This window comes from Neobacillus endophyticus (assembly GCF_013248975.1).
GTDB lineage: Bacteria > Bacillota > Bacilli > Bacillales > Cytobacillaceae > Neobacillus > Neobacillus endophyticus.
Window position 1 is genome coordinate 2,762,970 of record NZ_JABRWH010000001.1, and the last position, 25,562, is coordinate 2,788,531.

General features: G+C 39.0%; 27 protein-coding genes. 12 read left to right on the forward strand and 15 right to left on the reverse strand.

Annotation, left to right across the window (positions count from 1 at the left end):
* Positions 1-3 precede the first annotated feature (3 nt).
* Together addB and addA are read left to right on the forward strand one after the other, a co-directional pair.
* The gene (gene addB, locus HPT25_RS13510; protein WP_173064962.1) at positions 4-3,501 is read left to right on the forward strand and encodes a helicase-exonuclease AddAB subunit AddB; all 3,498 of its coding nucleotides are present in this window, start codon (positions 4-6) and stop codon (positions 3,499-3,501) included.
* Positions 3,494-7,273 carry a helicase-exonuclease AddAB subunit AddA gene (gene addA / locus HPT25_RS13515; RefSeq protein WP_173064965.1) on the forward strand — a complete coding sequence of 1,260 codons (3,780 nt, stop codon included), beginning with the start codon at positions 3,494-3,496 and terminating at the stop codon, positions 7,271-7,273. Before addB ends, addA begins: the two co-directional genes overlap by 8 nt.
* Positions 7,274-7,348: 75 nt before the next feature.
* Here addA and HPT25_RS13520 read toward each other — a convergent pair whose 3' ends face one another.
* The 6 genes from HPT25_RS13520 to HPT25_RS13545 all read right to left on the reverse strand — a co-directional run bounded on the left by HPT25_RS13520 (position 7,349) and on the right by HPT25_RS13545 (position 9,369).
* Entirely contained in the window at positions 7,349-7,567 is a 219-nt protein-coding gene (locus tag HPT25_RS13520; RefSeq protein WP_173064968.1) for a spore germination protein, read from the reverse strand.
* A gap of 43 nt (positions 7,568-7,610) precedes the next feature.
* Positions 7,611-8,000 (reverse strand): spore germination protein GerPE, encoded by a 390-nt coding sequence (locus HPT25_RS13525; RefSeq protein ID WP_173064971.1) that lies wholly within the window; start codon positions 7,998-8,000, stop codon positions 7,611-7,613.
* The gene (locus HPT25_RS13530; protein WP_173064973.1) at positions 7,981-8,187 is read right to left on the reverse strand and encodes a spore germination protein GerPD; all 207 of its coding nucleotides are present in this window, start codon (positions 8,185-8,187) and stop codon (positions 7,981-7,983) included. The genes HPT25_RS13525 and HPT25_RS13530 overlap by 20 nt, the downstream gene beginning before the upstream one ends.
* The gene (gerPC, locus tag HPT25_RS13535) at positions 8,187-8,795 is read right to left on the reverse strand and encodes a spore germination protein GerPC (RefSeq protein ID WP_173064976.1); all 609 of its coding nucleotides are present in this window, start codon (positions 8,793-8,795) and stop codon (positions 8,187-8,189) included. Before gerPC ends, HPT25_RS13530 begins: the two co-directional genes overlap by 1 nt.
* Before the next feature lie 96 nt (positions 8,796-8,891).
* Positions 8,892-9,131 (reverse strand): spore germination protein GerPB, encoded by a 240-nt coding sequence (locus tag HPT25_RS13540; protein ID WP_173064979.1) that lies wholly within the window; start codon positions 9,129-9,131, stop codon positions 8,892-8,894.
* 16 nt (positions 9,132-9,147) lie between these two features.
* A complete protein-coding gene (locus HPT25_RS13545) occupies positions 9,148-9,369 on the reverse strand; it encodes a spore germination protein (protein ID WP_173064982.1) in 222 nt (73 codons plus the stop codon).
* A gap of 166 nt (positions 9,370-9,535) precedes the next feature.
* On the opposite strand from HPT25_RS13545, the gene HPT25_RS13550 reads away from it, so the two are divergent.
* Complete coding sequence (locus tag HPT25_RS13550; protein WP_173064985.1) at positions 9,536-10,444, forward strand: fumarylacetoacetate hydrolase family protein; 909 nt, start codon at positions 9,536-9,538, stop codon at positions 10,442-10,444.
* A gap of 65 nt (positions 10,445-10,509) precedes the next feature.
* Here the strand turns inward: HPT25_RS13550 and HPT25_RS13555 are convergent, their stop codons facing one another.
* Positions 10,510-11,073 (reverse strand): DUF2777 domain-containing protein, encoded by a 564-nt coding sequence (locus HPT25_RS13555; RefSeq protein ID WP_173064988.1) that lies wholly within the window; start codon positions 11,071-11,073, stop codon positions 10,510-10,512.
* Positions 11,074-11,279: 206 nt separating this feature from the next.
* Here HPT25_RS13555 and asnB point away from each other — a divergent pair, with 206 nt between their 5' ends.
* Complete coding sequence (asnB, locus tag HPT25_RS13560; protein WP_173064991.1) at positions 11,280-13,127, forward strand: asparagine synthase (glutamine-hydrolyzing); 1,848 nt, start codon at positions 11,280-11,282, stop codon at positions 13,125-13,127.
* A gap of 88 nt (positions 13,128-13,215) precedes the next feature.
* Here the strand turns inward: asnB and HPT25_RS13565 are convergent, their stop codons facing one another.
* The gene (locus HPT25_RS13565) at positions 13,216-14,082 is read right to left on the reverse strand and encodes an SDR family oxidoreductase (RefSeq protein ID WP_173064994.1); all 867 of its coding nucleotides are present in this window, start codon (positions 14,080-14,082) and stop codon (positions 13,216-13,218) included.
* Positions 14,083-14,190: 108 nt separating this feature from the next.
* Entirely contained in the window at positions 14,191-14,682 is a 492-nt protein-coding gene (locus tag HPT25_RS13570; protein WP_173064996.1) for a YajQ family cyclic di-GMP-binding protein, read from the reverse strand.
* Between the two features lie 624 nt (positions 14,683-15,306).
* On the opposite strand from HPT25_RS13570, the gene HPT25_RS13575 reads away from it, so the two are divergent.
* Both HPT25_RS13575 and HPT25_RS13580 read left to right on the forward strand, forming a co-directional pair.
* Entirely contained in the window at positions 15,307-16,170 is an 864-nt protein-coding gene (locus tag HPT25_RS13575) for a CvfB family protein (protein WP_173064998.1), read from the forward strand.
* Positions 16,171-16,241: 71 nt separating this feature from the next.
* Positions 16,242-16,373: a DUF3941 domain-containing protein gene (locus tag HPT25_RS13580; protein WP_083402464.1), complete on the forward strand. Its 132-nt coding sequence runs from the start codon at positions 16,242-16,244 to the stop codon at positions 16,371-16,373.
* 27 nt (positions 16,374-16,400) lie between these two features.
* On the opposite strand, the gene HPT25_RS13585 is transcribed toward HPT25_RS13580, so the two are convergent.
* Complete coding sequence (locus tag HPT25_RS13585) at positions 16,401-17,258, reverse strand: fatty acid kinase binding subunit FakB (RefSeq protein ID WP_173065000.1); 858 nt, start codon at positions 17,256-17,258, stop codon at positions 16,401-16,403.
* A gap of 88 nt (positions 17,259-17,346) precedes the next feature.
* Here HPT25_RS13585 and HPT25_RS13590 point away from each other — a divergent pair, with 88 nt between their 5' ends.
* Entirely contained in the window at positions 17,347-18,189 is an 843-nt protein-coding gene (locus HPT25_RS13590) for a YitT family protein (protein WP_173065002.1), read from the forward strand.
* A gap of 17 nt (positions 18,190-18,206) precedes the next feature.
* Positions 18,207-18,575 (forward strand): intracellular proteinase inhibitor, encoded by a 369-nt coding sequence (locus tag HPT25_RS13595; RefSeq protein WP_173065004.1) that lies wholly within the window; start codon positions 18,207-18,209, stop codon positions 18,573-18,575.
* A 44-nt stretch (positions 18,576-18,619) separates the two neighbouring features.
* On the opposite strand, the gene HPT25_RS13600 is transcribed toward HPT25_RS13595, so the two are convergent.
* The 3 genes from HPT25_RS13600 to HPT25_RS13610 form a co-directional block, all read right to left on the reverse strand.
* A complete protein-coding gene (locus tag HPT25_RS13600; protein WP_173065006.1) occupies positions 18,620-18,805 on the reverse strand; it encodes a DUF3813 domain-containing protein in 186 nt (61 codons plus the stop codon).
* A 2-nt stretch (positions 18,806-18,807) separates the two neighbouring features.
* A complete protein-coding gene (locus tag HPT25_RS13605) occupies positions 18,808-18,960 on the reverse strand; it encodes a hypothetical protein (RefSeq protein ID WP_173065008.1) in 153 nt (50 codons plus the stop codon).
* 114 nt (positions 18,961-19,074) lie between these two features.
* On the reverse strand, positions 19,075-19,884 hold the full coding sequence (locus tag HPT25_RS13610; RefSeq protein WP_173065010.1) for a Cof-type HAD-IIB family hydrolase: 810 nt from the start codon (positions 19,882-19,884) through the stop codon (positions 19,075-19,077).
* A 222-nt stretch (positions 19,885-20,106) separates the two neighbouring features.
* On the opposite strand from HPT25_RS13610, the gene yjfP reads away from it, so the two are divergent.
* The 3 genes from yjfP (at position 20,107) to HPT25_RS13625 (ending at position 22,620) form a co-directional block, all read left to right on the forward strand.
* Positions 20,107-20,874, forward strand: a complete 768-nt coding sequence (yjfP, locus tag HPT25_RS13615) for an esterase (RefSeq protein WP_173065013.1) — start codon at positions 20,107-20,109, stop codon at positions 20,872-20,874.
* Positions 20,875-20,925: 51 nt separating this feature from the next.
* Positions 20,926-21,234: a metal-sulfur cluster assembly factor gene (locus HPT25_RS13620; RefSeq protein ID WP_173065015.1), complete on the forward strand. Its 309-nt coding sequence runs from the start codon at positions 20,926-20,928 to the stop codon at positions 21,232-21,234.
* Positions 21,235-21,495: 261 nt separating this feature from the next.
* Positions 21,496-22,620, forward strand: a complete 1,125-nt coding sequence (locus HPT25_RS13625; RefSeq protein WP_173065017.1) for a TIGR04053 family radical SAM/SPASM domain-containing protein — start codon at positions 21,496-21,498, stop codon at positions 22,618-22,620.
* Between the two features lie 55 nt (positions 22,621-22,675).
* Here HPT25_RS13625 and HPT25_RS13630 read toward each other — a convergent pair whose 3' ends face one another.
* Complete coding sequence (locus tag HPT25_RS13630) at positions 22,676-23,374, reverse strand: Crp/Fnr family transcriptional regulator (RefSeq protein ID WP_173065019.1); 699 nt, start codon at positions 23,372-23,374, stop codon at positions 22,676-22,678.
* Between the two features lie 340 nt (positions 23,375-23,714).
* Between HPT25_RS13630 and moaA the strand changes: the two genes are divergently transcribed.
* Positions 23,715-24,731 (forward strand): GTP 3',8-cyclase MoaA, encoded by a 1,017-nt coding sequence (gene moaA, locus HPT25_RS13635; RefSeq protein WP_173065021.1) that lies wholly within the window; start codon positions 23,715-23,717, stop codon positions 24,729-24,731.
* A 39-nt stretch (positions 24,732-24,770) separates the two neighbouring features.
* On the opposite strand, the gene ric is transcribed toward moaA, so the two are convergent.
* Positions 24,771-25,469, reverse strand: a complete 699-nt coding sequence (ric, locus tag HPT25_RS13640) for an iron-sulfur cluster repair di-iron protein (RefSeq protein WP_173071119.1) — start codon at positions 25,467-25,469, stop codon at positions 24,771-24,773.
* Between the last annotated feature and the right edge of the window lie 93 nt (positions 25,470-25,562).

Below are 25,562 nucleotides of genomic sequence, written 5' to 3' on the forward strand. Positions count from 1 at the left end.
AACATGTCATTACGAATGGTTATTGGGCGGTCCGGCAGCGGCAAAACGGCGATGTTTCTGAATGAAATTGAAAACCTATTGATGGAAAGCCCTAAAGGATCTCCTATCATTTATATTGTGCCAGAGCAGATGACGTTCTTATCGGAGTATCATTTGGCGACTGAAACTAAACTGGGAGGCACGATCCGTACGCAAGTGTACAGCTTTTCACGGTTGGCGTGGCGTATACTTCAAGAAACCGGCGGAATCAGCAGGATGCATTTAACCAGTGTGGGCCTCGGTATGCTGATTCGCAAAATCATAGATGAACAGAAGGATCAATTGAAGCTTTTTCAACGGGCTGCGGATAAGACAGGCTTTGTTCAACAAGTAGAGCAAATCATTACAGAATTTAAACGGTACTGTATTAGCCCTGAGGAGCTGATACGTGGAACACAGGAACTAGGGATAAATGATACAACTGCCGGAAAGGCACTGCAGGATAAGTTAAGTGACCTGAATTTTATTTACGGGAAATTTGAAGAGGAGATCTTCGGCAAATATATTGATTCAGAAGACTATTTCCGATTATTGTCCGAAAAAATTTCAGCATCTCCATACTTAAGAGAAGCTGAAATCTATATTGATGGTTTTTATCATTTTTCTCCACAAGAATATACCATCATTTCTGAATTATTGAAGCATAGCAGCCGGGTCTCCATTGCCATGACGACGGACAAGCTTCAGTTGGATTCAGCTCCTGATGAGCTTGATTTATTTCGGGGAGCGAGTGAGGCGTGTCAGACCATATATCATTTGGCAAGTATGGAAGGCATAGAAATAGAGCAGCTAGTAACTCTAAAGGAGCCAAAAAGATGGAAGCATTCATCATTGCGTTATTTAGAAGAGCAATTTGATGCACGGCCTGCTGTCCCATACCAGGATTGGACAATGATCCATCTTTGCCAGGCCGTAAATCGGCGTGCCGAAGTCGAAGGAATTGCCAGGGAAATTCGTGAATTAGTGAGAACGAAAGGATACAGGTACCGTGATATAGCCTTATTAATCAGAAATGGTGCAGATTATCATGAAATTGTGGAGCCTGTTTTCACTGATTATCAAATTCCATTTTTTATCGACCAGAAAAGCTCGATGTTAAACCATCCGCTTATAGAATTAATCCGTTCAAGCCTGGAAGTGATCAATTCCTTTTGGCGCCATGAATCCGTATTTCGGGTAATTAAAACAGAATTAATTTATCCGCTGCGGGAAAACCCAGCAAAAATACGTGAAAAGATGGACAGACTTGAAAATTATTGTTTGGCATATGGAATTACCGGCAGTAAATGGACGAAAAAGGATCGATGGATTTACCGCAGAATAAAAGGACTGGAATTAGAAGCGGTCACTCAGACCGATGCGGAAAAAGCGGTGGAACAAGAGCTAAATGAGTTAAAGCTGATGATCACAGCACCACTTCTCCGTCTGTCAAGACGATTAAAAAAGGCAGATACAGGCAGAAAACTTTGTGAAGCACTTTATTTGTTCCTAGAGGAATTAGATATTCCTGATAAGCTGGAAAACTGGAAAAATGCTGCGGAAGCGGAAGGAAATCTCCTGAAGGCGCGTGAACATGAGCAAGTGTGGAACGCTGTCATAGATCTGCTGGATCAGTATGTCGAAATACTGGGAAATGATTCTGTTACGTTAAAATCATTTGCAAATATATTGGAAGCGGGTTTTGAGTCTCTCCACTTCTCTCTTATCCCTCCAGCGCTTGATCAGGTATTGATAGGTGATTTGGAAAAGTCAAGACTAAATCAGATGAAGGTAGTATTTACAGTGGGGGTCAACGAAGGCGTTCTTCCTGCCAAAATTTCAGATGACGGTATCCTTGTGGATGAAGACAGGGAAATGCTGTTAACAGCAGGAATAACCGTGGCTCCGAGCAGCCGGATCAGGCTATTGGATGAAAACTTTTTAGCATATAAGGCATTTACAGCTGCAGAGGAAATTCTGTATGTAAGCTATCCGCTTGCAAACGAGGAAGGGAAAGCGCTCATACCATCCCCATATATTAAAAGGTTAAGAGATCTATTTCCCAATATAAATGAATGTCTATATGTTACAGATCCTTCACAGATTTCAGATGATGAGCAGCTGAATTTTGTTTCTAATAAAAGTACTGCACTTTCCTATCTGAATAGCCAGCTTCAGATGAAAAAGCGGAACTACCAGATTCCTGCATTATGGTGGGATGTTTATAACTACTATATGAGAAGCAGTGATAAAGAACAGGCGAAAAAAGTGTTCACTAGCCTTTTTTATACGAATCAGACAGTAAAACTCTCAAATGAAACAGCGGATGAGCTATATGGCGAAAGCATACAAGCTAGTGTGTCACGAATGGAACTATATAACTCATGTGCCTTTTCACATTTCGCCCAGCATGGTCTGAAATTAAGTGAGAGGGAGATTTTTCGTCTTGAGGCTCCTGATATCGGAGAGCTGTTTCATGCAGCATTAAAGCAAATTGCTGATATTGTACAGGAACAAAAAATCTCCTGGGCTAGCCTTTCGCGTCAAAAGTGTGAAGAACTTTCAAAAGAAGCTGTAAAAAATTTGGCGCCGAAGCTGCAAAACGAAATTCTGCTTAGCTCAGAACGTCATCATTATATAAAAAGGAAATTGGAACAAATTATTACGCGTGCCTCCATTGTCATGAGTGAGCATGCAAAAGTAAGTGGCTTTTCGCCTATCGGCCTAGAAATAGATTTCGGACCAAATGGAAAACTTCCGCCATTGTCTTTTACATTGAAAAATGGAAATAGAATGAATTTAGTCGGCAGAATTGACAGGGTGGACCAAGCAAAGAATGAAGATGATGGTGTATTTTTACGGGTAATTGATTATAAGTCTAGTGAAAAAGATATGAATTTGACTGAGGTATATTATGGTCTTGCCCTACAAATGTTAACCTATCTTGATATTGTCATGACACATTCAAATGAATTGGCCGAGGTGAAGGCAACACCTGCAGGAGTACTATATTTCCATGTTCATAACCCATTTATCAATACATCAAAAATGCTGTCAATAGATGAAATTGAAACAGAGATTTTGAAAAAGTTTAAAATGAATGGTCTAATGCTTAGTAACCCAAGTGTTATTCAGATGATGGACCAATCGCTTGAATCGGGTGATTCACAAATAATAGCAGCTGGTATTAAAAAGGACGGCCAACTGACTAAAAAATCAAAAGTTGCCAGTTTGCATGAGTTTAATGGTCTAAGAAATTATATTAGGGATCTTTATCAAAAAACAGGAGATGCCATTATGGATGGCAGTGTCGATATTGCCCCTTATAAGCTGAAGGACAAAACACCATGTACATTTTGTGCCTTTAAATCGGTATGCCAATTTGATGAATCTATTGAAAATAACCATTTTCGAAACCTATCAACCTATTCCAAAGAAGAAGTATTACAATTCATACGTAAGGAGGCGGACAACCATGAGTAAATATGTCATTCCTCCCAAGCCGGAAGGGGTCACCTGGACAGATGACCAATGGAAGGCTATTGCTGCAAAAGATAAAGATATTCTTGTTGCTGCCGCCGCAGGATCTGGTAAAACCGCGGTTCTAGTTGAAAGAATCATCCAGAAAATCATATCCGAAGAAGCGCCGATCAATGTTGATGAATTACTTGTGGTGACATTTACAAGTGCCTCAGCAGCAGAAATGAGGCATCGGATTGGCGAGGCGCTGGAAAAGGCTATTAATGCCAATCCGAGCTCAAGACATTTGCGAAAACAACTTAGCTTATTAAATAAAGCGTCGATTTCAACGCTGCACTCCTTTTGCATGGATGTCATTCGGAAATATTATTACCTGATTGATGTGGACCCGGATTTTCGGATTGCGGATGATACAGAGGCGCAGTTGATTCGAGATGAGGTAATGGATGAGCTGTTTGAAGACGAATACGGGAAAAAGGATAATGAAGCCTTTTTTAAATTAGTAGATTCATTTACGAACGACCGCAGTGATGCTGCACTAATGGAGATTATCCAGTCCGTTTATGATTTTTCCAGATCCAATCCATTGCCGGCACAGTACTTGCAATCTATTGTATCGATGTATAATGTGTCAGCGATAGCCAACATAGAAGAGCTTCCATTTATACAAACCCTCCTTTTCGATATTGAATTGCAATTAACAGCCGCTCGTGAAATGATTGAACGGGGATTAGAAATAACGAAACTTCCTGAAGGGCCTGCACCAAGGGCAGAGAATTTTTTAGACGACCTGCAGGTAATTGATGCCCTTATTTCAGCAAGGCAAGACTCATGGAAAGCACTATATGAAGGCATGCAGACTTGGGCGTTTTCTAGAGCAAAGCCGGTCAAAAAAGGACAGTATGATGAAGAATTGACAGCGAAGGCCCAAAAGCTTCGTGATAAAGCCAAGAAGAAAATTCAGGATATAAAAGAAGAATTGTTTGCCCGCAGACCGGAAAGTTTTTTACACGATATGGAAGAAATGCAGCCGCTGATCAAATCTCTTGTTGATCTAGTTGAAGAATTTACAAAACGATTTGAATCCATCAAGCGAGAAAAAGGGCTTGTTGACTATGCAGATTTAGAGCATTACTGTCTGGAAATATTGACAGCTGAATTTTCAGATGAGAACGGATTTAGACCATCTGAAGCTGCGATTGCTTACAGGGAGCATTTCAAAGAGGTTTTCGTTGATGAATATCAGGATACCAACATGGTACAGGAAACGGTTCTAATGCTAATTACTAAGGATAACGAGGCGACTGGGAATTTGTTCATGGTGGGCGATGTCAAGCAGTCCATTTATCGCTTTCGACTTGCCGAGCCAAATCTGTTTTTAGGGAAATATAATCGCTTTAGACTGGACGGAGCATCGTCAGGACTAAGAATCGATCTAGCACGAAATTTCCGCAGCCGCAAAGAAGTTCTGGATGCGACTAACTATCTGTTTAAACAGCTGATGGGAATAAAGGTAGGAGAAATCGAATACGATGAAGCTGCAGAACTTCGTAACGGAGCACCATATCCTTTGAATGAAGAGTATCCTGTCGAGCTTTTGATGATTGATCAAAGCCGCGATGAATCGGAAGAACGTGCTGAAGCAGAAATGGAAACAGAAAGCGAACCAGCGGAATTTGATGCGACAGACATGGAGCAGTCACAGCTTGAGGCAAGAATCATTGCTTCCAAAATTAAAGATTTAGTGGCGGAGAGAGCACCGGTTTATAATACGAAAACAGAATCCAACAGGCCTTTAATGTACAGAGACATTGTCATCCTGCTTCGATCCATGACATGGGCGCCTCAAATTATGGAAGAATTTAAGCAGCAAGGAATTCCTATTTATGCTAACCTGTCAACAGGCTATTTTGAAGCAACGGAAGTATCCATCATGCTTTCATTACTTCGAATCATTGATAATCCATATCAAGATATCCCATTGGCAGCCGTATTGCGGTCGCCGATTGTTGGCTTAAACGAGGAAGATTTGGCGAAAATTCGCATCCTCCATAAAAGAGGCTCGTTCTGGGAGGCAGTTTCATCGTTTTGTTTAAGCAAAACGGCAGAATCAGAAGAAGTGTTTTATGATAAAGTCCGTCAATTTTATGATTTACTAAAAAATTGGCGCGTCAGAGCGCGGCAGGGAGCATTGGCTGAACTGATTTGGCAGCTGTACCGTGACACTCGATTTTATGATTTTGTGGGCGGTCTGCCAGGAGGAAAACAGAGGCAGGCTAACTTAAGAGCATTATATGATCGCGCGAGATCATACGAGCAGACTTCTTTTCGGGGCTTGTTTCGCTTTTTGCGTTTTGTTGAGCGTATGATGGAAAGAGGAGATGATCTTGGAGCTGCCAGGGCGCTTGGTGAGCAGGAGGATGTCGTCCGAATTATGACCATTCATAGCAGTAAAGGCCTTGAATTTCCTGTTGTTTTTATGGCTGGAATGGCGAGGAATTTTAACATGATGGATATTCGTAAGCCATATATGCTCGATAAAGAATTTGGTTTTGCTTCAAAATTCGTCAACCCAGAAAAACGTATCACTTATCCTTCATTGCCGCAGATTGCATTTAAACGAAAAAAGAAACTGGAAATGCTGGCAGAAGAAATGCGTGTATTATATGTCGCGATGACACGGGCGAAGGAGAAACTTTATTTAACAGCAACATTAAAAGCCGCTGCCAAGAAGCTTGAGCAATGGCAGGATGTTTGCGGGCATCGTGATTGGCTGCTCCATGATTATGAGCGAGCTTCAGCAAACAGTTATATAGACTGGATTGGGCCGGCGCTTATCCGCCATCAAGACTCTAAAGAACTAAGATTTTCTTCGGGAATGAACAATATCGTTCCCGAAGAAATTACATGTCACCCTTCCACATGGAAAATAACAATGCTGCGGGCGGAAGAAGTCCAAAAACAGTCCATTGCTGTCGAGTTGGAAGAGGATCATTTACTTGAAATGGTTCAAAAAGGGGAAGAAGTGCCAATATCCACTCCATTTTCAAATGAAATCACAGACAGGCTAGAATGGGAATACCCATTTTCCCAGGCTGCAACACATCGTTCCAAACAATCGGTATCGGAATTGAAGCGACAAGCTGAAAGGACTGATGAACAGAGCGGAACAGACCTTATCCGTCAGAATAAAAAAGCGATTTTAAATCGGCCAAAGTTTATGCAGGAAAAATCCTTAACCCCAGCTGAAAGGGGAACAGCTATCCATTTAGTTATGCAGCATGTCGACCTTACAAAGCCTGTTGATAAGCAATCGGTTGAGGAACTTATAGCTTGGATGGTAAACCAGGAGTTATTAACGCCAGAGCAAGCTGAGATTATTGATTCTTCGTTAATTATTCAATTTTTTGAGACTGAACTCGGGAAAAGATATTTTCAAGCTGCAGCGGTTCATAGGGAGGTACCGTTCACGCTTTCTTTATCAGCAAAAGAGGTGTATCCTGATTGGGCTGGGGCAGATGAATCTATTTTTGTTCAGGGAATCATTGATTGTATTCTGGAGGATGAAAATGGACTTACGCTAATCGATTACAAGTCAGATGGGATTACCGATCGTTTTAAAGGAGGCTTTGCGCAAGCAAAACCAATTCTTGAAGAGAGGTATAAACTGCAGCTTAATCTTTATTCAAGGGCGATTGAACAAATTTGGAAGCAGAGTGTCGCGGAAAAATATCTATTTTTCTTTGATGGAGCCCACATTTTAAAACTTAACTAATAGTTTGCTGATAGGCAAAATAATAAGGGAAACTAAAAAATGACATAGACCATCAAGATGGTTTATGCCATTTTTTTAGTTGTTTCCGACAATTGGCTGATCGACTAAATTGGTGTCAAGTACATTCGTTCCGCTTAAGCCATTATTGGTTAAAACGAATCCGCCAGTGTTAAAACCTCCAGAGCCTCCGAAGGTTTTTGTACCTGACTTTGGTGAAATATATATAGTATCGCCAAATTGCACAATTCCCCCAGATACATTCACGATTTGTACGGGTCCTATAATCGCTGGCATTGCAAACATCCTTTTCAATTAGGCTATTCATTAACATATGATTCTAGCGGGTCTCGTGTTCATGCCCATGCGGTAAAAGCTGGCGTATATGTTTTACCCTTGCCTCCATTGAAATGTTTCTTGAATTTCCTACATGTAAGACGGAGGCGTTCGAAAAACCTTTTACATTGATATTTTTAACCTTAATAACGGATGGAAGATTGTGAAAAGTTAATGTGAGATTTTCTGTGATGGTAGGAAGTGTAATTGGTTTGATGATGACATCAAAAGATGGTAAGTTCCCTTCGTTGCCATAAAAAACTTCTGCTTCCCTCTGCACCGCAAGTGCCCGGGAAAAACCATTTATTATGCGTGAATCACCGATTTGAAAAATAGAGGAGTAAGAAAAAGTCTTAACGTGTATGAAGTCAACATTAGCTAGTCGTTCCAGCATAACCAGGGGTCACATCCGGCGCCAGCGGCACAAATGGTCCAATAATTAATGATTCTGCAGGGGTATCGAAGGCAGAGGCCAATTGAATCGTTTCAGTATCACCAATCATGACAATGGATGAGCTGGAGACACCAGTAATTTTGATGTTTCCTACACATAGTTCCCTGTTATATACTTCAAAGTTCATTAGAATTTCATTCCCTTCAAGTTCTCAGGCAAGTTACTCAAAAATGTCAATACACCGTTTTGAATTTCCTGCTTCAGAAGCGCAATAATTTGTTCATCAACGGTAGAACTGTCCGCTGAACGATCGCTTGCAGCAGCTTTCAAATGTTCATCGATTCGATTAGGCAGCTGTTTTACAATGTCTTCCTTAATGAAGGATAAATAGGATTCATTTGGAGGGATTCCTAACCGTTTTTGGGTTTCCTCAATAATCTGTGGTAAATCTGATTCAAGATATTGATAAATGGCCTCCTCAATTTTCATAGACCTTTCCATTTGTGCTTTCGGAGGCATTGGTGTATTTAAAGCTTGGTTTTGAACGGAAAAATCCTCGATCCCTGATAAGTCATTCGGATTTAAACCAATGGTTAAAGTACCTTCAAGCGTTTCAACCTTCAATTGGTCAAACTTGTATTCAATTCGATCGACATGAATGGATTTTTTTTCATCTAGTTGCTTGATTTCTGCCCTCATTATTTGAAGTGCCTGCTCAAGCGATGCGATTCTTCTTTCTAGTGCTTGAGTATACTGTTGCACCCATTGCAAGTATTGGTAAATATCCTGGTACATCGGGAATCACCTCACACAGATGTGTAGGTAAATTATATTCATGAATCAAATGAATTAGTCCTACTTTTTATAAAGAGATTAAAACATTTATTACATTCATCTTACCGGTGCTTGTAATGGAACAGCAGGAGCAAGCAGTTCGGGTGAAGGTTGACCAGCTGTCACTGAGCCCGGTTTAATTGCGGCCGGAGCCGGTTTGGTATATCCTCCGGTATTATATAAATAGGCCGCAGGCTTAATGATTCCGGCACTCCCGATTTGCAGAACAGAGGAATTAGTTATACCGCCAATTTTAATAAAATTGATATGAATTGACTGCTGGATATAAAAATTCATTTATACCCCCCATTCATTACATATTAAAGGTGTTTGATTGGTCAATAGTGTCAGGATCATACGTATTTGTTGAGCTGTATTGGTTTTGGACATCTAATCGTTCTCCTGTATTAAAGGAACCTGCCCCTGAGAAGGTTTTTGCAGCCGCAAAGGGCATAATTTTATAAACATCCCCAATGTGAAATACAGAACTGTTCCCAAGTGTAATAACCTGGGCAACTCCAACAATTGCTGGCATGTGCAACACCCTTTGCTTCATTCTCTTTAGCATCATATGTCTGGGCAGCTATAATGTGATTCATCTGCCCAAATAAAATATCGTGTGATGTTGCAGATAAGAAATTTGAGAGTTTGTTCTGTTTCCATTATGCTAAAAACATAACGAATGATATGAGGTGATGGGAATGAGATTTGTAACAGCAGAACACAATCAGAAGGCACGGGTAGGGATCCTTGATACTGAAGGGAAAAAAATTCTTTTTATAAACGATGCTGAAAAAGCAAGGTCAGAAAAGGAAATTTATCCTTCTTCTCTCGTGGAATGCATAGCCTTAGGAGATCCATTTATTGAACAAGTAAATGATTTAGTGGACTGGGTTCAGACGAGCGGCAATATGGATTCTTTATACATACCAATTGAAGAAGTAAAATGGCTTGCCCCCATCCCAAAACCTTCCAAAAACATTTTTTGTGTAGGCAAAAATTACGCGGAGCATGCGATTGAGATGGGAAGTCCTGAAGATATTCCTGAACATATTATGGTGTTTACAAAAGCTCCAACAACAGTTATAGGTCCAAATGAGACGATTTTAAATCATCATCTAGTCACAAGCCAGCTTGATTATGAAGGAGAACTTGCTGTAGTGATTGGGAAAAAGGGCAAGGAAATAAAACGTGAAGAAGCACTTGATTATGTATTCGGATATACAATCATTAATGATGTCACTGCTCGGGACCTCCAAGCGAGGCATAAGCAATTTTTCATTGGCAAAAGCCTTGATACCACTTGTCCAATGGGGCCGTGGATTATTGATAAAAGCGAGATCATAAATCCCAATCGCTTAAATATTGAAACAAAGGTAAATGGGGAGGTTAGGCAAAGCTCCAATACAGAGAAATTTATTTTTCCTGTAGAAGAAATCATTTCTGTGCTATCAGCAGGAATGACCCTGGAACCAGGAGATATTATTGCAACAGGTACACCTGCTGGTGTTGGTAAAGGATTTAAACCGCCAAAATTCCTGCAGCCAGGTGATCAGGTCGAGATTACGATTGAAAAAATTGGCACATTAACAAACAAAATTCAATATTAATGAAAATGAACAATTTTCATTGTCATAATGAGAAAAGCTGCCATGGGCAGCTTTTTCATATATGATTAGGAAATTAGTTTTTCAATAACAAGACGTTTTCCGGTATTAAGGGTGAATTCAAACCGGTCATTAACCTTTTCATAGTAACAAAAGTGATGCTGGACATTGCAAATTTGTTCTTGATTATCAAAAACAATGAAGTTCACTCCGTCCTTCCGATGTTCATCAGAAAGAAAGGATAGATGATTGTAACAGTAAATACAATCATAAATCGAAAAATTCAGGGAGTTGAGGGTGGTAATGAATTGTACAAACGCATCATCATTAATCCCTTCCAAAAGCCTTTCGAGCGAATAGACCAAATGTTTTCGAATTCTGACTAAATCATGGTCGCGAAGCATGGTTACTTCATTTCCGATTTGAATTTTGCCGGGTTCTTGCAGCCTGCCTTTTTTCCAACGATTCAGCCGGAAAATTTCAATTTCTTGCTGCAGGTATTCCTCTAACATGGCCGCTTCTTCTGTTTCTTCATCGAAAAATATCCATTGGTCATTTATTTGTTCAACCGTACCTTCTGTATATGCTCTTTTTTGAATATCATAGAGATGGATTCGTTGTTGTCGATTCATAGTAAACCTCCGTGCCAGATGCATTCATTTTTCTTTTTTGACATCTTCTCATCATTTTAAACTCGAGTATGTTTAAAAAATTATGTAGAAAGTTGCTAAGCAATTTTCTCATATTAGGACAATTAACCAATTAATTTGGGCTGAATACAATAATCAACATGTAAGATGTGTATCTTCGAAGCTTTTTACGAAAGGAGCTGGAATTCATGTGTGGTATATCAGGCTGGATTGATTTTCAAAAAGATATGAGTAAAGAAACGGCTGTCATAACAAAAATGGCAAAGACACTGGCAAAGAGAGGTCCTGATGAAACAAACATCTGGACGGATACAAATGCCGGATTCGGGCATAAAAGGCTGATCGTGGTGGATCCGGCAGGCGGAAGACAGCCAATGTCCAGGGAAAAAGCAAATCATCTTTATACGATTTGCTACAATGGAGAATTATATAATACGGAAGATATTCGCAAAATTCTCCTTACTAAAGGATATTCTTTTAAAGGTCATTCTGACACTGAAGTCCTGTTAAATGCCTATATAGAATGGGCGGAAGAATGCGTGAATCATTTAAATGGCATTTTCGCTTTTGCGATTTGGGATCAAAAACGTGATCAACTGTTTATTGGGCGGGATCGATTAGGCGTGAAGCCGTTATTCTATAAAGAACATTTGCAAGGAATTTTGTTTTCGTCTGAAATCAAGGCGATCCTTGCTCATCCTGGAGTGAAAACTGAAATTGACCATGAAGGCCTTGCGCAGGTCTTTGGTTTGGGCCCATCAAGAGCTCCAGGATCTGGTGTTTTTAAAGGAATCAAAGAGCTGAGACCAGGCCATGCACTCACATTCTCGAAGAACGGTCTGAAGGTTTGGCGCTACTGGAATGTAAAAAGTGAAGCACATAAGGAAAATGCAGAAGAAACAGCTGAGCATGTCCGTTTTCTTGTCAGTGATGCCGTGAAAAGGCAACTTGTATCAGATGTGCCGTTATGTACATTTTTATCGGGCGGGCTGGATTCAAGTATTATTACAGCCATTGCTGCGCAAGGCTTTGAAGAACAGGGAAAAGGACAGCTTCATACGTATTCAATTGATTATGAGGGAAATCAACAGTACTTCACCTCAAATGAATTTCAGCCGGATGCAGACGGTAAATATATTCAAATGGTGAAAGAGCGATTTGGAACGAATCATCATAACAAGACCATTTCTCAACAGCAGCTGGCACAAGATTTAATCGAATCTGTTCATGTGAGAGATTTGCCTGGGATGGCAGATGTCGACTCCTCCTTACTTTGGTTTTGCAAGGAAATTAAAAAGGATTTTGTTGTCAGTCTTTCAGGGGAATGTGCAGATGAAATCTTTGGCGGGTACCCGTGGTTCCGCCGTCAACAGGACCTAGAAAGAGAAGGGTTTCCATGGATGCGCTCGGTAAATGAGAGGCAGAACTTACTAAGGTCTCATTGGCATGAAAGATTAAAATTGAAAGAATACACTTTGGATCAATATCAACAGACCATTGCAGAAACACCGAGATTCGATGGAGAAAGCCTGGAAGAATCAAAGCGAAGAGAATTATTCTATCTCAATATGATCTGGTTTATGACAACGCTTTTGGATCGGAAAGATCGGATGAGTATGGGTGCAAGCCTAGAAGTAAGGGTTCCATTTGCGGATCATCGCCTTGTGGAATATGTATGGAATATTCCTTGGGATATGAAGATGTATCGCGGAAGAGAAAAAGGAATTTTAAGAAAGGCTTTCGAAGGCATATTGCCGGAGGATGTTTTATATCGGAAAAAAAGCCCTTATCCAAAAACGCACAATCCAGAGTATACGGTGTTAATTCAAAAGTGGCTGCGGGACATAGTAAAGGATCGATCTTCAGCATTGCATGAATTTTTTCAAAAGGAAATGCTTGAAGCGATGGTGGAAACTGGAGGAGCTTCTTTTAAGGAGCCATGGTTTGGCCAATTAATGACAGGGCCGCAGCTATTAGCATACCTTGTACAGCTTCACACATGGTTTAAGGAATATAATATAAATATCGTCAATTAGCCAAAAAAGGAGCAGCAGGATGGGATTTCCTTTCCTGCTGCTTGATTTTTAGCCGATAGGAAAGCAAAACATTCCTATCAGGCATACTTTAGCCATTTACAATTTTACCACCGTTCACATGAATCATTTGCCCGCTAATATAGGAGGAATCTTCTGAAGCAAGGAATACATAACTTGGAGCAAGTTCATACGGTTCTCCTGCCCGTCCCATCGTGGTGTCCGATCCAAAAGTCGCTACTTGGTCAGCACTAAACGTCGAAGGAATAAGCGGCGTCCAAATCGGGCCGGGAGCCACACCGTTCACTCGAATGCCAAGTGGCGCCAATGATTTTGCTAATGAGCGTGTAAAGGTGACAATTGCTCCTTTTGTCGCAGAATAATCCAATAATGTTTCATTGCCCTCATAGGCAGTTATCGATGCAGTATTAATAATGGCTGCTCCACTTTTTAAGTAGGGAAGAGCCATTTTGGTCATATAAAAATAGGAAAAGATGTTCGTGCGAAACGTTTTTTCAAGTTGAGCTGAAGTAATATTCAGCAGGCTGTTTTGCGGATGCTGCTCAGCGGCATTATTGACAAGAATATCCAGCTTGCCGAACTCATCAATAGTTTTATGTACGACATCTTTACAGAAATCTTCGTCCCCGATATCACCTGAAAATAGGAGGCATTTTCTACCTTCCTTTTCAATCAGCTGTTTTGTTTCTTCAGCATCTTGATGTTCGTCTAGGTAGACGATTGCTACATCTGCCCCTTCTTTTGCAAATAAAATGGCTGCAGCTTTCCCAATTCCGCTATCGCCTCCGGTAATAATTGCTTTTTTTTCAGTTAATTTTCCGGCCGCTTTATAACTTTTATTGATAGAGACAGGTTTCGGATTCATCTCACTTTCAAAACCGGGCTGATGATTTTGATGCTGCGGCGGAAATGTCCTTTTCTTTTGATTATTGCTCATTTTTTTACCTCCATTATTAATACACTTTTTATTGTTAGAAAAATGGAGGAAATTATGATTCGATTCGTAATAAAAAGGCGAAAAGAATCTAATCTTTTCGCCTATGTGTTACCGATAATTAATAAACTGAACATCGATTGAAAGATCAGCCTCTTTTACCAAAGCAATGATCCGCTGTAAATCATCACGGCTTTTTCCGCTGACACGCACTTGGTCGTCTTGAACTTGGCTTTTAACCTTTACTCCGCTATTTTTAATGATGGTGTTAATTTTTTTAGCATTTTCTTTATCAATACCCTGAACTAGTTTTGCCCGCTGGCGGACGGTGCCGCCAGATGCCTTTTCAATTTTCCCATAATCCAGATTTTTAACTGGTACTGCACGTTTAATGAGTTTACTGAATAAAACATCTTTCAACTGGTCCATTTTGTATTCATCATCTGACACCAAGACAATTTCTTCTTTATCTAGTGATACTTCACTTTTACTTCCTTTAAAATCATAGCGTGTGCTGATTTCTTTCATCGTCTGTGTAATCGCATTTGTTACTTCCGAAAAGTCTACATTGGAGACAATATCAAATGAGCTATCTTTAGACATAACAACAACCTCCAGAATATTTCTGCTAAAGTTTCCCTTTATGCCTACATTATAGTAAAAGATAACCTCTTTGCAAACCACAGAATTAATTAAGATTTTAAAGCCCTGTGTAAAATAGTAGACCACATATTAAATGATTGTGACACCTTTTCTAATGTTCAAAAAGCATAAAAGCAAAATCTTGATACAAACTATTCATATATATTTAGGAGGGTGTATATTATGTCCGAAAATAAATTCGTTGTACTATTGTTCTTTACCATTATTAGCATTGTTCTAACAACCATTTATTCTGGTATTATCATATCTCAAAATAACAAATCACAATCCCTAATGAAAAATAAACAATCAACTAATAATAATTGATAAAGAAACTAGGAATAATTTTGTTTGATGTTTGAATCCATCCTTAGCCTCTAATGATGGATTTTTATTTTAATTAGCAAATTCTTCGATTTAGAAATAAGCTCCTTCTAAGTATAGTTTGAAAGCTTTGAATACTTTTCTATATCAATGATTTCTCTTTAATAAATCTCGTGTATGTTGAGCAGGGGCATTCATTATAGTAAAATGTATCAGTTGAAACAAATGCGTAAATGCTCCATAAAGAAAAGAGGATTAACCATGTCTTTAAAAGATTTTATTGGTCAAACAATTACATTAACTGTTGCCCGCCAAGCAGCATTCGGCTATTTTCTAACAGATGGGACGGAAGATGTTCTTCTTCACCATAATGAAACCGATCGAGAATTAAATGAAAACGATGAAGTAGAAGTGTTTCTTTATGTCGATTCTGAAGGAAGGCCAGCAGCCTCTACGGTCATACCTGATGTGGCAGTCGGACGTTATGCCTGGGTAAAGGTAGCTGATGTGAATCCTGATCTCGGCGTGTTTTTAAATATTGGCCTGCAAAAGGATATATTATTAGGTGCAGATGATCTTCCAGTGCACAGGAATGTGTGGCCCAACCAGGGAGATTTACTGTATATCACGTTGAGAGTAGCCCGCAATTATCTTTTATATGCGAAACTGGCAAACGATCAAGTCATTCAGTCCATTTCTGTTTCTGCAACTAGAAAAGATTTTAACAAAAATGTCCAGGGGCACATTTACCGCACAGCTAAAGTAGGAAGCTGGATTTATTCCATTGAAGGCTTTAAAGGTTTTATTCACGAGTCCCAGCGTAAACAAGAACCGCGTTTGGGTGAAAAGGTTGAGGGGCGGATTATCGATGTAAAAGAGGACGGAACCATCAACGTGTCATTGCTGGCACGGAAGCAGGAATCGCAAGATCTTGATGCCGACAGAATATATGAATATTTAATGAGCAGAAATGGTGCGATGCCATACAGTGATAAGAGCATGCCGGAAGATATTTCGGAGCGGTTTGGTTTGAGTAAAGCAGCCTTTAAGAGGGGATTAGGAAAGCTAATAAAGGAAGGCAAGATTTATCAAGAAGGCGGCTGGACCTATTCGAAGAAAGAATAGCAAGTCACATACATACTCCTTTCCAAGTTGACAAACAATAAGGCGGAAAGCATTTGAAAGGGGTAATCAAGATGCCGCATACAACTGATAACGATAAAAAAGCACAAGACAATAACGCATTAAGACACGAGAAGAACATGATGCGCGAAAAAAACCGCCAAGCTGGAAAAAATCAATACTCCAAAAAAACAGACCACAAATAAAAGGAGTGGGGTGCATGCACCTCACTCCTATTTCATTCTATTTAAAAAGAATATGGCAATAGTGCCAGGACCTGTATGAGCTCCAATTGCAGAACCAATGGATGTAATCTTTACTTCCTTCGGATGGAAGGCTTCTTCAATCATCGCTTGCACGTCTAACGCTGTTTGCTCATTATCAGAATGACTGATTCCAACCACTTGGTCTTCAAGATGTTCCCCACGTTCCTTCATGAGTTCAATTAAACGCAGCATAACTTTTTTCTTGCCGCGCAATTTTTCTAGGGGAACAAGCTTACCGGCTTCCATATTTAAAATTGGTTTTATATTTAATAATCCTCCTAGAAATGCGGAAGCTTTAGATAAACGGCCGCCTTTTGCCAAATAATCTAAATCCTCAACAGTGAACAGGTGCTCCATGTGTTCGCTTCGAAAATACACGTCTTTCAATATTTCTTCTTTTGAGGCATAATTCGCAGCAAGTTTCGCCGCCTCCATTACCACCAGCCCGAATCCAAGAGAAGCACATTTGGTATCGACAATTGTTAAATTAAAATTTGGATATTTTTCCTTCACTTGGTTAAGAATCATAACAGCGGACGAATAAGTACCAGAAAGTTCTGAAGAAAATGCAATATAGATTCCGTCTTCATTATTTTCCGCCATTTGAGAAAAGACTTGTTCGAAAAGGTGCGGGGAAGGCTGTGAGGTTTTCGGTAAAATTCCATTGCGGATCGCGTCATAGACTGATTTGGGATCAATCGTCCTAACATCTTCGTACTCTTCTTTATTTAGTTGGACTTTTAATGGGAACAATGTGACATGGTTTTGTTCAAAGAAATCTTTTGGTAAATCGCATGCGCTGTCAGCAAGTATTCTTACCGGCATGAAGATCACCTCTTTCATAGCAATTCTTTAAGTAACAGTTTAGCTGTTTACGCTTGAAAATACAATTAATAAAAAGGAGGACTTTTCATTGGTTTGGCTCGAAGTAAAAAAGGTTATGATTGTGATTATCGGGGCTTTTTTAGTAGCAATTGGTGTGAATCTATTTTTAGTTCCAGCCAATGTTTATTCAAGCGGGTTTACCGGAATTGCTCAACTACTCTCAAAGGTACTTGGCGATTATACATCCATTCATGTATCAATGGGTCTATTATTATTAATATTAAATATTCCCGTAGCTATTTTAGGGTGGAAAAAGGTGGGGAAAACTTTCACGATTTACAGTTTTCTTAGTGTCATCCTATCTTCGTTTTTTTTGGATCTTGTTCCAGTGAAACAAGTTTCCAATGATATTTTACTTAATGCAGTATTTGGAGGTGTCATTGTAGCTGTCGGAGTAGGAATTACCTTGAAATGGGGCGCCTCAACCGGGGGCCTTGATATTATTGCGATGGTGCTTTCAAAAATGAAAGATAAACCCATTGGTCCGTATATGTTCGTTTTAAATGGAATCATCATTGTTACGACTGGCTTAATATATGACTGGCAAAAAGCGCTATATACACTTGTCTTTCTATATGCCTCCACAAGAGTAATTGATGCAATTCATACGAGACATCTTAAACTGACAGCCATGATCATTACGAAAAAAGCAAATGAGCTAAAAGAAGCCATACATGCAAAATTGTCACGTGGAATTACGATGATTCCGGCCAAGGGAGCCTTTTCAAACGAAGCAAGAGAGATGATGATGATTGTGATCACACGCTATGAACTTTTTGATCTCGAAATAATTATCAAAGAAATTGATCCAAACGCCTTTACAAATATTATTGAAACCACCGCAGTTTACGGATTTTTCCGGCGGGAATAAAGGAAAGGAAGATCATTATGCGAATTTTACTATGCTTAATCCTGTTAATCTTTCCATTTTTCACTAATGCCATGGCAAAGGAGGCACCACTTTTCCATGATATTAAGGTGTCAGGCACTAATGGAAATTATGTTGTAACAGGTGAGTCAAGAATGAAAACAGGAAAGTTCTTATATTCTGTTGAGGATGGACATGTTGATTTGATAAATGAATCAGAAGTAAGGACGAACGGGAAAGGAAACAGTTGGAAAAAATTTAGGTTAAATATACAAATACTTAAAGAAAAGCTTCCGAAAAATGGAACGGTAATCCTCAACCTTTATGAACGGGGCCAAGATGGGAAAATTAAACAGATATACCCCGTAGTACTGCAACGATTTAATTAATAGGAGAAAGGGGAAGTACCATTTATAGGACTTCCCCTTTCATGTTAGGTAATTTGATCAAGCTCTTGTTGCATTTGTTGGAGTTGTCTTTGTTCTGCCATCGTCGAGTTGGCATAAGCAGAACTAAGTGCATTTTTTGCTTTTACTATAGTAGATTCGCGGTCGGCAGCATCGGCGTTTTTCGCCATTTCAACAAACCTTCTTGCTTCTTGAAACAATTGGTTTCCCATTGTTATATTCCTCCAAGTGAGGATTCATGCACATTGGCCATTTTCTGAGCTTCCGCTTCAGCATAGGTCATGTGATAAGGAATTCGTTCCGAATGCTTGTTAACTGAATCCCTACCTTGTTGGACGAAGCGTTTCGATTTGTTTGATTTACCCATTCGAATCCCTCCAATATGCTAAAAAGCTTCATTTGAAACAGCTCTCGCTGCTTCAAGAATAGTATGCCCTGTTTTAGAGCATTCATAGAGGGAAACATTGGTGAAATCGTTGTATTAAATGTTTAATAAATCTTCTAAATATAAGGCAACTCCGTTTTCTTCATTTGTTAGTGTGACGTCATTGGCTATATTCTTTAATTCTTCAATCGCATTACCCATTGCAACTCCATAGCCTGCATATTCAATCATTTCCAAGTCGTTATCCTCATCTCCAAAGGCGATAACCCGATCGGTAGGAATCCCATAATAATCCGCGGCCTTTTTCAATCCGACGGCTTTATTTAAACCAGATTTAATAATTTCAATGACATGCCATGGAGCAGCCCAGCTGCGCTGCTCAATCATTTCGGCATGAATTTCTGAAAGATGGCTGCGAATTTTTTTCAATTGATCCTCTTCGGTATGAATCAGCAGGCTCGTAGGGGAATCCTTCAGGAAATTAGCCAAATCACCTGTTGTAATTTTTGGATTTCCAAAGCCAAATATATCTAGAAGTTTTTCATCATGATAATGGAAGTAAACATCGTCCATTACCTCTGCAATTATATTGTGAAACTGGAAACTTCTGCAGGCATCAACAATATCTTTTGCAACCTTGATATCAAGCGGTTCATGATAAAATCCCCATGATTGACTGAGTGGGTGGTGCATAAATGCGCCATTAAAATTTACAATTGGTGTATTTAGCTCCAACTCGTGGTAGTACATTTCACTGGAACGAAAAGGTCTCCCTGTCGCAATCATGACGACATGACCTGCCTCTTTTGCTTTATTTAGCACTTCTTTCGTTTTAGGAGAAATCGTTTTATCATCTTTTAATAAGGTTCCATCCAAATCCAGTGCAATTAAATGTTTTTCAGTCATAATAGGATCCTTTCTAATGATTTAATTTTCAACAGAAAAAGCATTGCTTTAGGAAAAAATGAATCTTCGTGATACACTACAATTGTGAAATTTTTCCCCCTGCAGAATGATTACCAATATAGTAACTATGTTAACAATTTTATATCATAGCTGTAAAAAAATTCACACTAAATCGATATTAAAAGCTATATACTAAGTTTATGCATCAGGAGGTATTCGTTTGTGGTCATCGTGGAAAATAAACAGATTGAAAATATCCCGCTGTTACATATTGTAAAACAAGAAGATTACAAAGATAAGCTTCCATTAATCATTTTTATTCATGGCTTTACCAGCGGAAAGGAAAACAATCTTCATTATGCCTACCTGTTAGCGGAAAAAGGTTTTCGCGTTCTATTACCCGAGGCATTATACCATGGGGAGAGAGCTCAAGGTTTATCTGAAAAAGAGTTATTTGCCCACTTTTGGGAAATTGTATTAATGACAATTAAGGAAGTGAGCCTTCTAAAAGATTATTTTGTTGAATCGGCTTTGGCAGATGAAGAAAGGATTGGGATTGCCGGCACTTCCATGGGAGGGATCGCCACACTAGGGGCTTTGACACAATATCCATGGATTAAAGCAGCCGTCAGTTTGATGGGAAGCCCTACATATGAGCAATTATCCTTATGGCAGCTGGAGCAATTAAAGAGCCAAGGAATGAAACTTCCATTTAATGAGTCTGATATTGAAAAGCAATTGTCCATCTTACGCACATATGATTTAAGTCAACAGCCTGAAAAACTTAATTCTAGACCGCTGCTGTTTTGGCATGGGAAAAAAGACCCAATTGTTCCATTTTCATTTACTTTTGAATTTTATGAATCACTGGAGAATCAATATTTTAACCAACCTGAAAGAATAAAATTCATTGCTGATGAGCATGCAGACCACAAAGTAAGCAGAGAAGGCCTGCAAGCAACAATCGACTGGTTTGAAAACCATCTTTAGGTTGGAAGATAGGATAGAGCTTTAAATAAAAAAATATAGGAGTGATCGTTCATGAATGAAGAATTAAAAGAAAATATTATGGGCGCTTTGGAGCTTGTCATTGACCCTGAATTGGGAATTGATATTGTGAACTTAGGCTTAGTCTATGATTTGGAGCTTGATGAGGAGGGAAAATTGACAGTAACTATGACACTAACGGCAATGGGCTGTCCGTTGGCCGGCACGATTGTTGACCAAGTGAAAAGGGCTCTTAGTGATATTCCTGAAGCGAAAGATGTGGATGTCAATATAGTTTGGAATCCGCCTTGGAACAAAGATATGATGTCTCGTTATGCAAAAATTGCACTGGGGATTCGTTAAGGCGTTTCAATTGAAAAATAAAATGATTTTAGTGAGCTCCCTACCAGCTTGGCAGGAGCGATGAAATCATCGGGAAAACATACGAAGTAATCACCATATCCTAAAAACAGCAAAGTTCCATCTGCTGTTTTTTTCACAAAACGGACAAATAAATAATCGGGTAATAGTGAGGTAACTCACTTTTTTCACACTTAAACACATTTATAATACAACTATCAAAGCTATTTAGATTGAAATAGCCATTTAGGAGGCGTTTCCAAAGTGGATTTTACCCGGGATTTTAATAAAGATCCATTTATTGTGATATGGGAACTTACTCGCGCATGCCAATTAAAATGTCTGCATTGCCGTGCAGATGCCCAATACACAAGGGACCCAAGAGAATTAACATTTGAAGAAGGAAAAAGCTTAATTGATCAAATATATGATATGAATAATCCATTGCTTGTTTTTACAGGCGGCGATCCGTTAATGCGGCCAGATGTCTTCGATATTGCCAAATACGCTGTGGAAAAAGGTGTCCGTGTATCAATGACACCAAGTGCAACCCCTAATGTGACAAAGGAAGCAATTAAGAGGGCTAAGGAGGTCGGTCTTTCCCGTTGGGCCTTTAGTCTTGATGGACCGACAGCTGAGATTCATGATCATTTTCGTGGAACGGATGGATCGTTTGCTTTAACAATGGAAAGAATTAAATATTTGCACGAACTTGAAATTCCAATTCAAATAAATACAGTGATTTCACGTTATAATGTTGAACATCTTGATGAAATGGCCAAATTAGTGGAGGAATTGAAGTGTGTCCTATGGAGTGTTTTTTTTCTGGTTCCAACTGGAAGGGGACAAGTATCGGATATGATATCCCCGGTTGAACATGAAAAGGTGCTAAGGTGGTTATACGACCTTAGTAAGCGTGTTCCTTTTGACATTAAAACGACAGAAGCCATGCATTATCGCAGGATTGTGATCCAGCAAAAAATGCGTGAAGCTAAAGAGAAGACAGATGAAATCAACTATTTGGCAGCATTAACTGAAAAAGGGCTGACAGGATCCATTGATGGTCTTGGCAGGGCACCAAAGGGTGTTAATGACGGGAACGGTTTTGTGTTTATTTCACATATTGGTGACGTTTATCCAAGCGGTCTCTTGCCTGTCAAAGCCGGAAATGTCAGAGAATCCCCACTGGCAGAAATTTATCGGGAATCTCCAATTTTTAAATCATTGCGAAATCCTGATGAGTTTAAAGGAAAATGCGGTGTTTGTGAATTCCGTCATGTTTGCGGAGGATCAAGATCAAGGGCATATGCCATGACTGGCGACTATTTGGAAAGTGAACCATTCTGTGTATATGTGCCAAAATCCTTAAGAGAGAAACAAGCAAAGTGACCGTTTAGCAGAGAGTAGAAAAAGAATGGATCCTTAGAAAAGGATCCATTCTAACCTATTCGATACTGCAATAAATGGCTGAACAATTTTCGCAGCCTATTTCGTCTTTTAAATATTGTAAGTCTAATATAGATATTTTTCCTCTTTTGACGGAAATAATATGATCTTTCTTGAGCTCGCTAAGAATCCTGTTGGTGCTTTCTCTAGATGTTCCGCAGAAGTTAGCTAGTTCTTGATTAGTTAAAGGAAGGTCTATGAGAATTTCATCACCTTTTTGAACCCCGAAGCTGTTTGACATCCGAATGAGTGTGGAGAAAAGGGCGCCACGTTTTCCATTTAAAACAAGGTCACGAAATTTTGTTTGAGTTTTACGAAAATGATCGCTCATCCATTTCATAAATTCAAATGCAAGCTTGCTATTTTGGAAAATTTCACTCTCAAGGACTTCCTTTTTAATGGCAGCAATTTCTCCTTCCTCAAGAACCATTGCGCTTAATAAATATTTTGGATTATCTGTAAAAAGGGTCAATTCTCCGCAAATATCATTAGCCCCGCAAATTCTTAAGGAAAGCTCCCGTCCGTCCGAAGTAATTTTACTAATTTGAATTTTGCCTGAAATGATCACATATAATTCCTCAGCTACCATTCCTTCTTGAAATAAAAATCTTCCTTTTTCACTTTTGAAGGTCCGATCAGCAAATTTAAGTAATTCTTTTATCTCAATTGAATGTGTAGGCTTGATCGTTGTCATCATTAGATTCACCTCTAGGTTTTAAAACTATCGTATCCATTTCACAAATGTCTGATATCTGTTATACCTATTTTACCCTAGGAAAAGTCATTAAAAATAAGAAAACAATGACAATATAGTGAAAACTCATTTCGAATTTCGAAATATTTTTAACGGGGCAAGATATTGTTAAATAAAAAAATTGGAATGAACCTACTTTCCAAATCTTGTTTATAGATAAATAAATATTTGTTACTATATGGATAGTAGAAATGAAATAAAAATAGTGAATTATTTAACAGGTCGTTTGTTGTTTTTCTGATACACTTAAGGCGTGCTTTTAATATTCTTGGAGTTGATTAAAATGGGAAAAACCATTATTAAAGATAAATTAAACAGACCGTTGCATGATTTGCGCATATCCGTCATCGATCGATGCAATTTTCGTTGTCAATATTGTATGCCTGCCGAGCAATTTGGTCCTGATTTCCAATTTCTCCCTCGCTCTGCATTGCTTACTTATGAGGAAATTGACCGTCTCGCAAAGATTTTTGTAAGATTGGGTGTAGAGAAAATCCGTTTAACTGGCGGAGAACCGCTCTTAAGAAGGGATTTGCCGATTCTGATTTCAAGACTTTCAAATATTGAAGGCTTGCTTGACCTAGCTTTAACAACCAATGGTGTCCTGCTTCCAAAATTGGCAGATAAACTAAAAGAAGCTGGTCTGAAACGTGTAAATATTAGTTTAGATACTCTTGATGATGAGTTATTTGGTGAAATCAACGGCCGTGGTATAGGAACTGGTCCGGTTTTAGAGGGGATTCATGCGGCAAAACAAGCTGGATTGGGAATAAAAATTAACATGGTCGTAAAAAAAGGCCTTAATCATAGCGAAATTATTCCCATGGCTGAATATTGTAAAACACATGGCTTAGAGCTTCGCTACATTGAATATATGGATGTAGGTTCTACAAATGGCTGGAAGATGGATGATGTGGTCACGAAAAAGCAAATTTATGATATCTTAAAAGACCATTTTGAGCTTGAGCCTGTAGGACCAGCTTATTTTGGGGAAGTAGCAAAGCTTTATCGTTATAAAGACACAGAAGTTAATGTCGGGTTTATAACCTCTGTTTCCGAATCATTCTGTTCCAGCTGTACAAGGGCACGGCTTTCAGCAAATGGACAGATATATACGTGCTTGTTTAATGGGAATGGTCACGATGTCCGGAATTTTATGCGTAATGGGGCAACAGATGAACAAATAGAGGAACGAATCACTGCCATATGGAATGGAAGAGATGATCGTTATTCCGATGAAAGAACAGCGGAAACAAACAGAAAGCGTAAAAAAATTGAAATGTCATACATTGGTGGATAGGAAAAGTAAAAAGCGCCCATAACGGGCGCTTTCGCTTATCTATGCTAAATATCTTGGAAAGAGTATATTATTTTCTAAATGAACATGCATAAAAGTCAATCCTTCAAGTTCTTCTAAACGTTTATAAACTAATCGGTAAGTACCGCAGGCATCAAAAGGAAGTTCATAGTCAGAAGTAATTTCACGGAGCTGGCGGAGAATTTCGCCCGCATAGTCATGTTCTTTTTCAAGTTCAATTATCATGTCTATTGCTTCTTCACGATTTTCAATTGTGCCATCCACGAGCTTACGAATGATTGGAAACACAATTTCTTCTTCTTTATTCATATGTTCCATTAATTCTTTTTTTAATTCATAGAATAGCTCATGAACTTTTAGCAGCTCAGGATGATGGTCACCATGAACACGTGATACTTTTGTTACATAAGGGCTGAGCATAGTCAATTCCTCCTCAGACACACGATGATAATTTCTGATGACATGATCAATGATGGTATGAGAATCTGAATCTGTCCATACTTCTACATTTCTTTCTGCATTCTGATATTTCATGTAAACAGTATGAAGCTCTTCCAGTAATATATCAACGTTCAGTCCGTTTTTGGCAGCAGCTTCAGCTAATGGAATATTACCGCCACAACAAAAATCAATTCGATTCTTTTTAAAAATATCGCTTGTTTTTGGCAATTCATTTACAATGTCTTTAACCAACGTTTTTGCAGTATATGAGAATGACATCATGTAGTCCTCCTAAAATAAAATGTGTTTTTCTAACATAAGGATAGGCTATTTTGTGATAAAACCTGGTGACCTGCATCACACATTCCATAT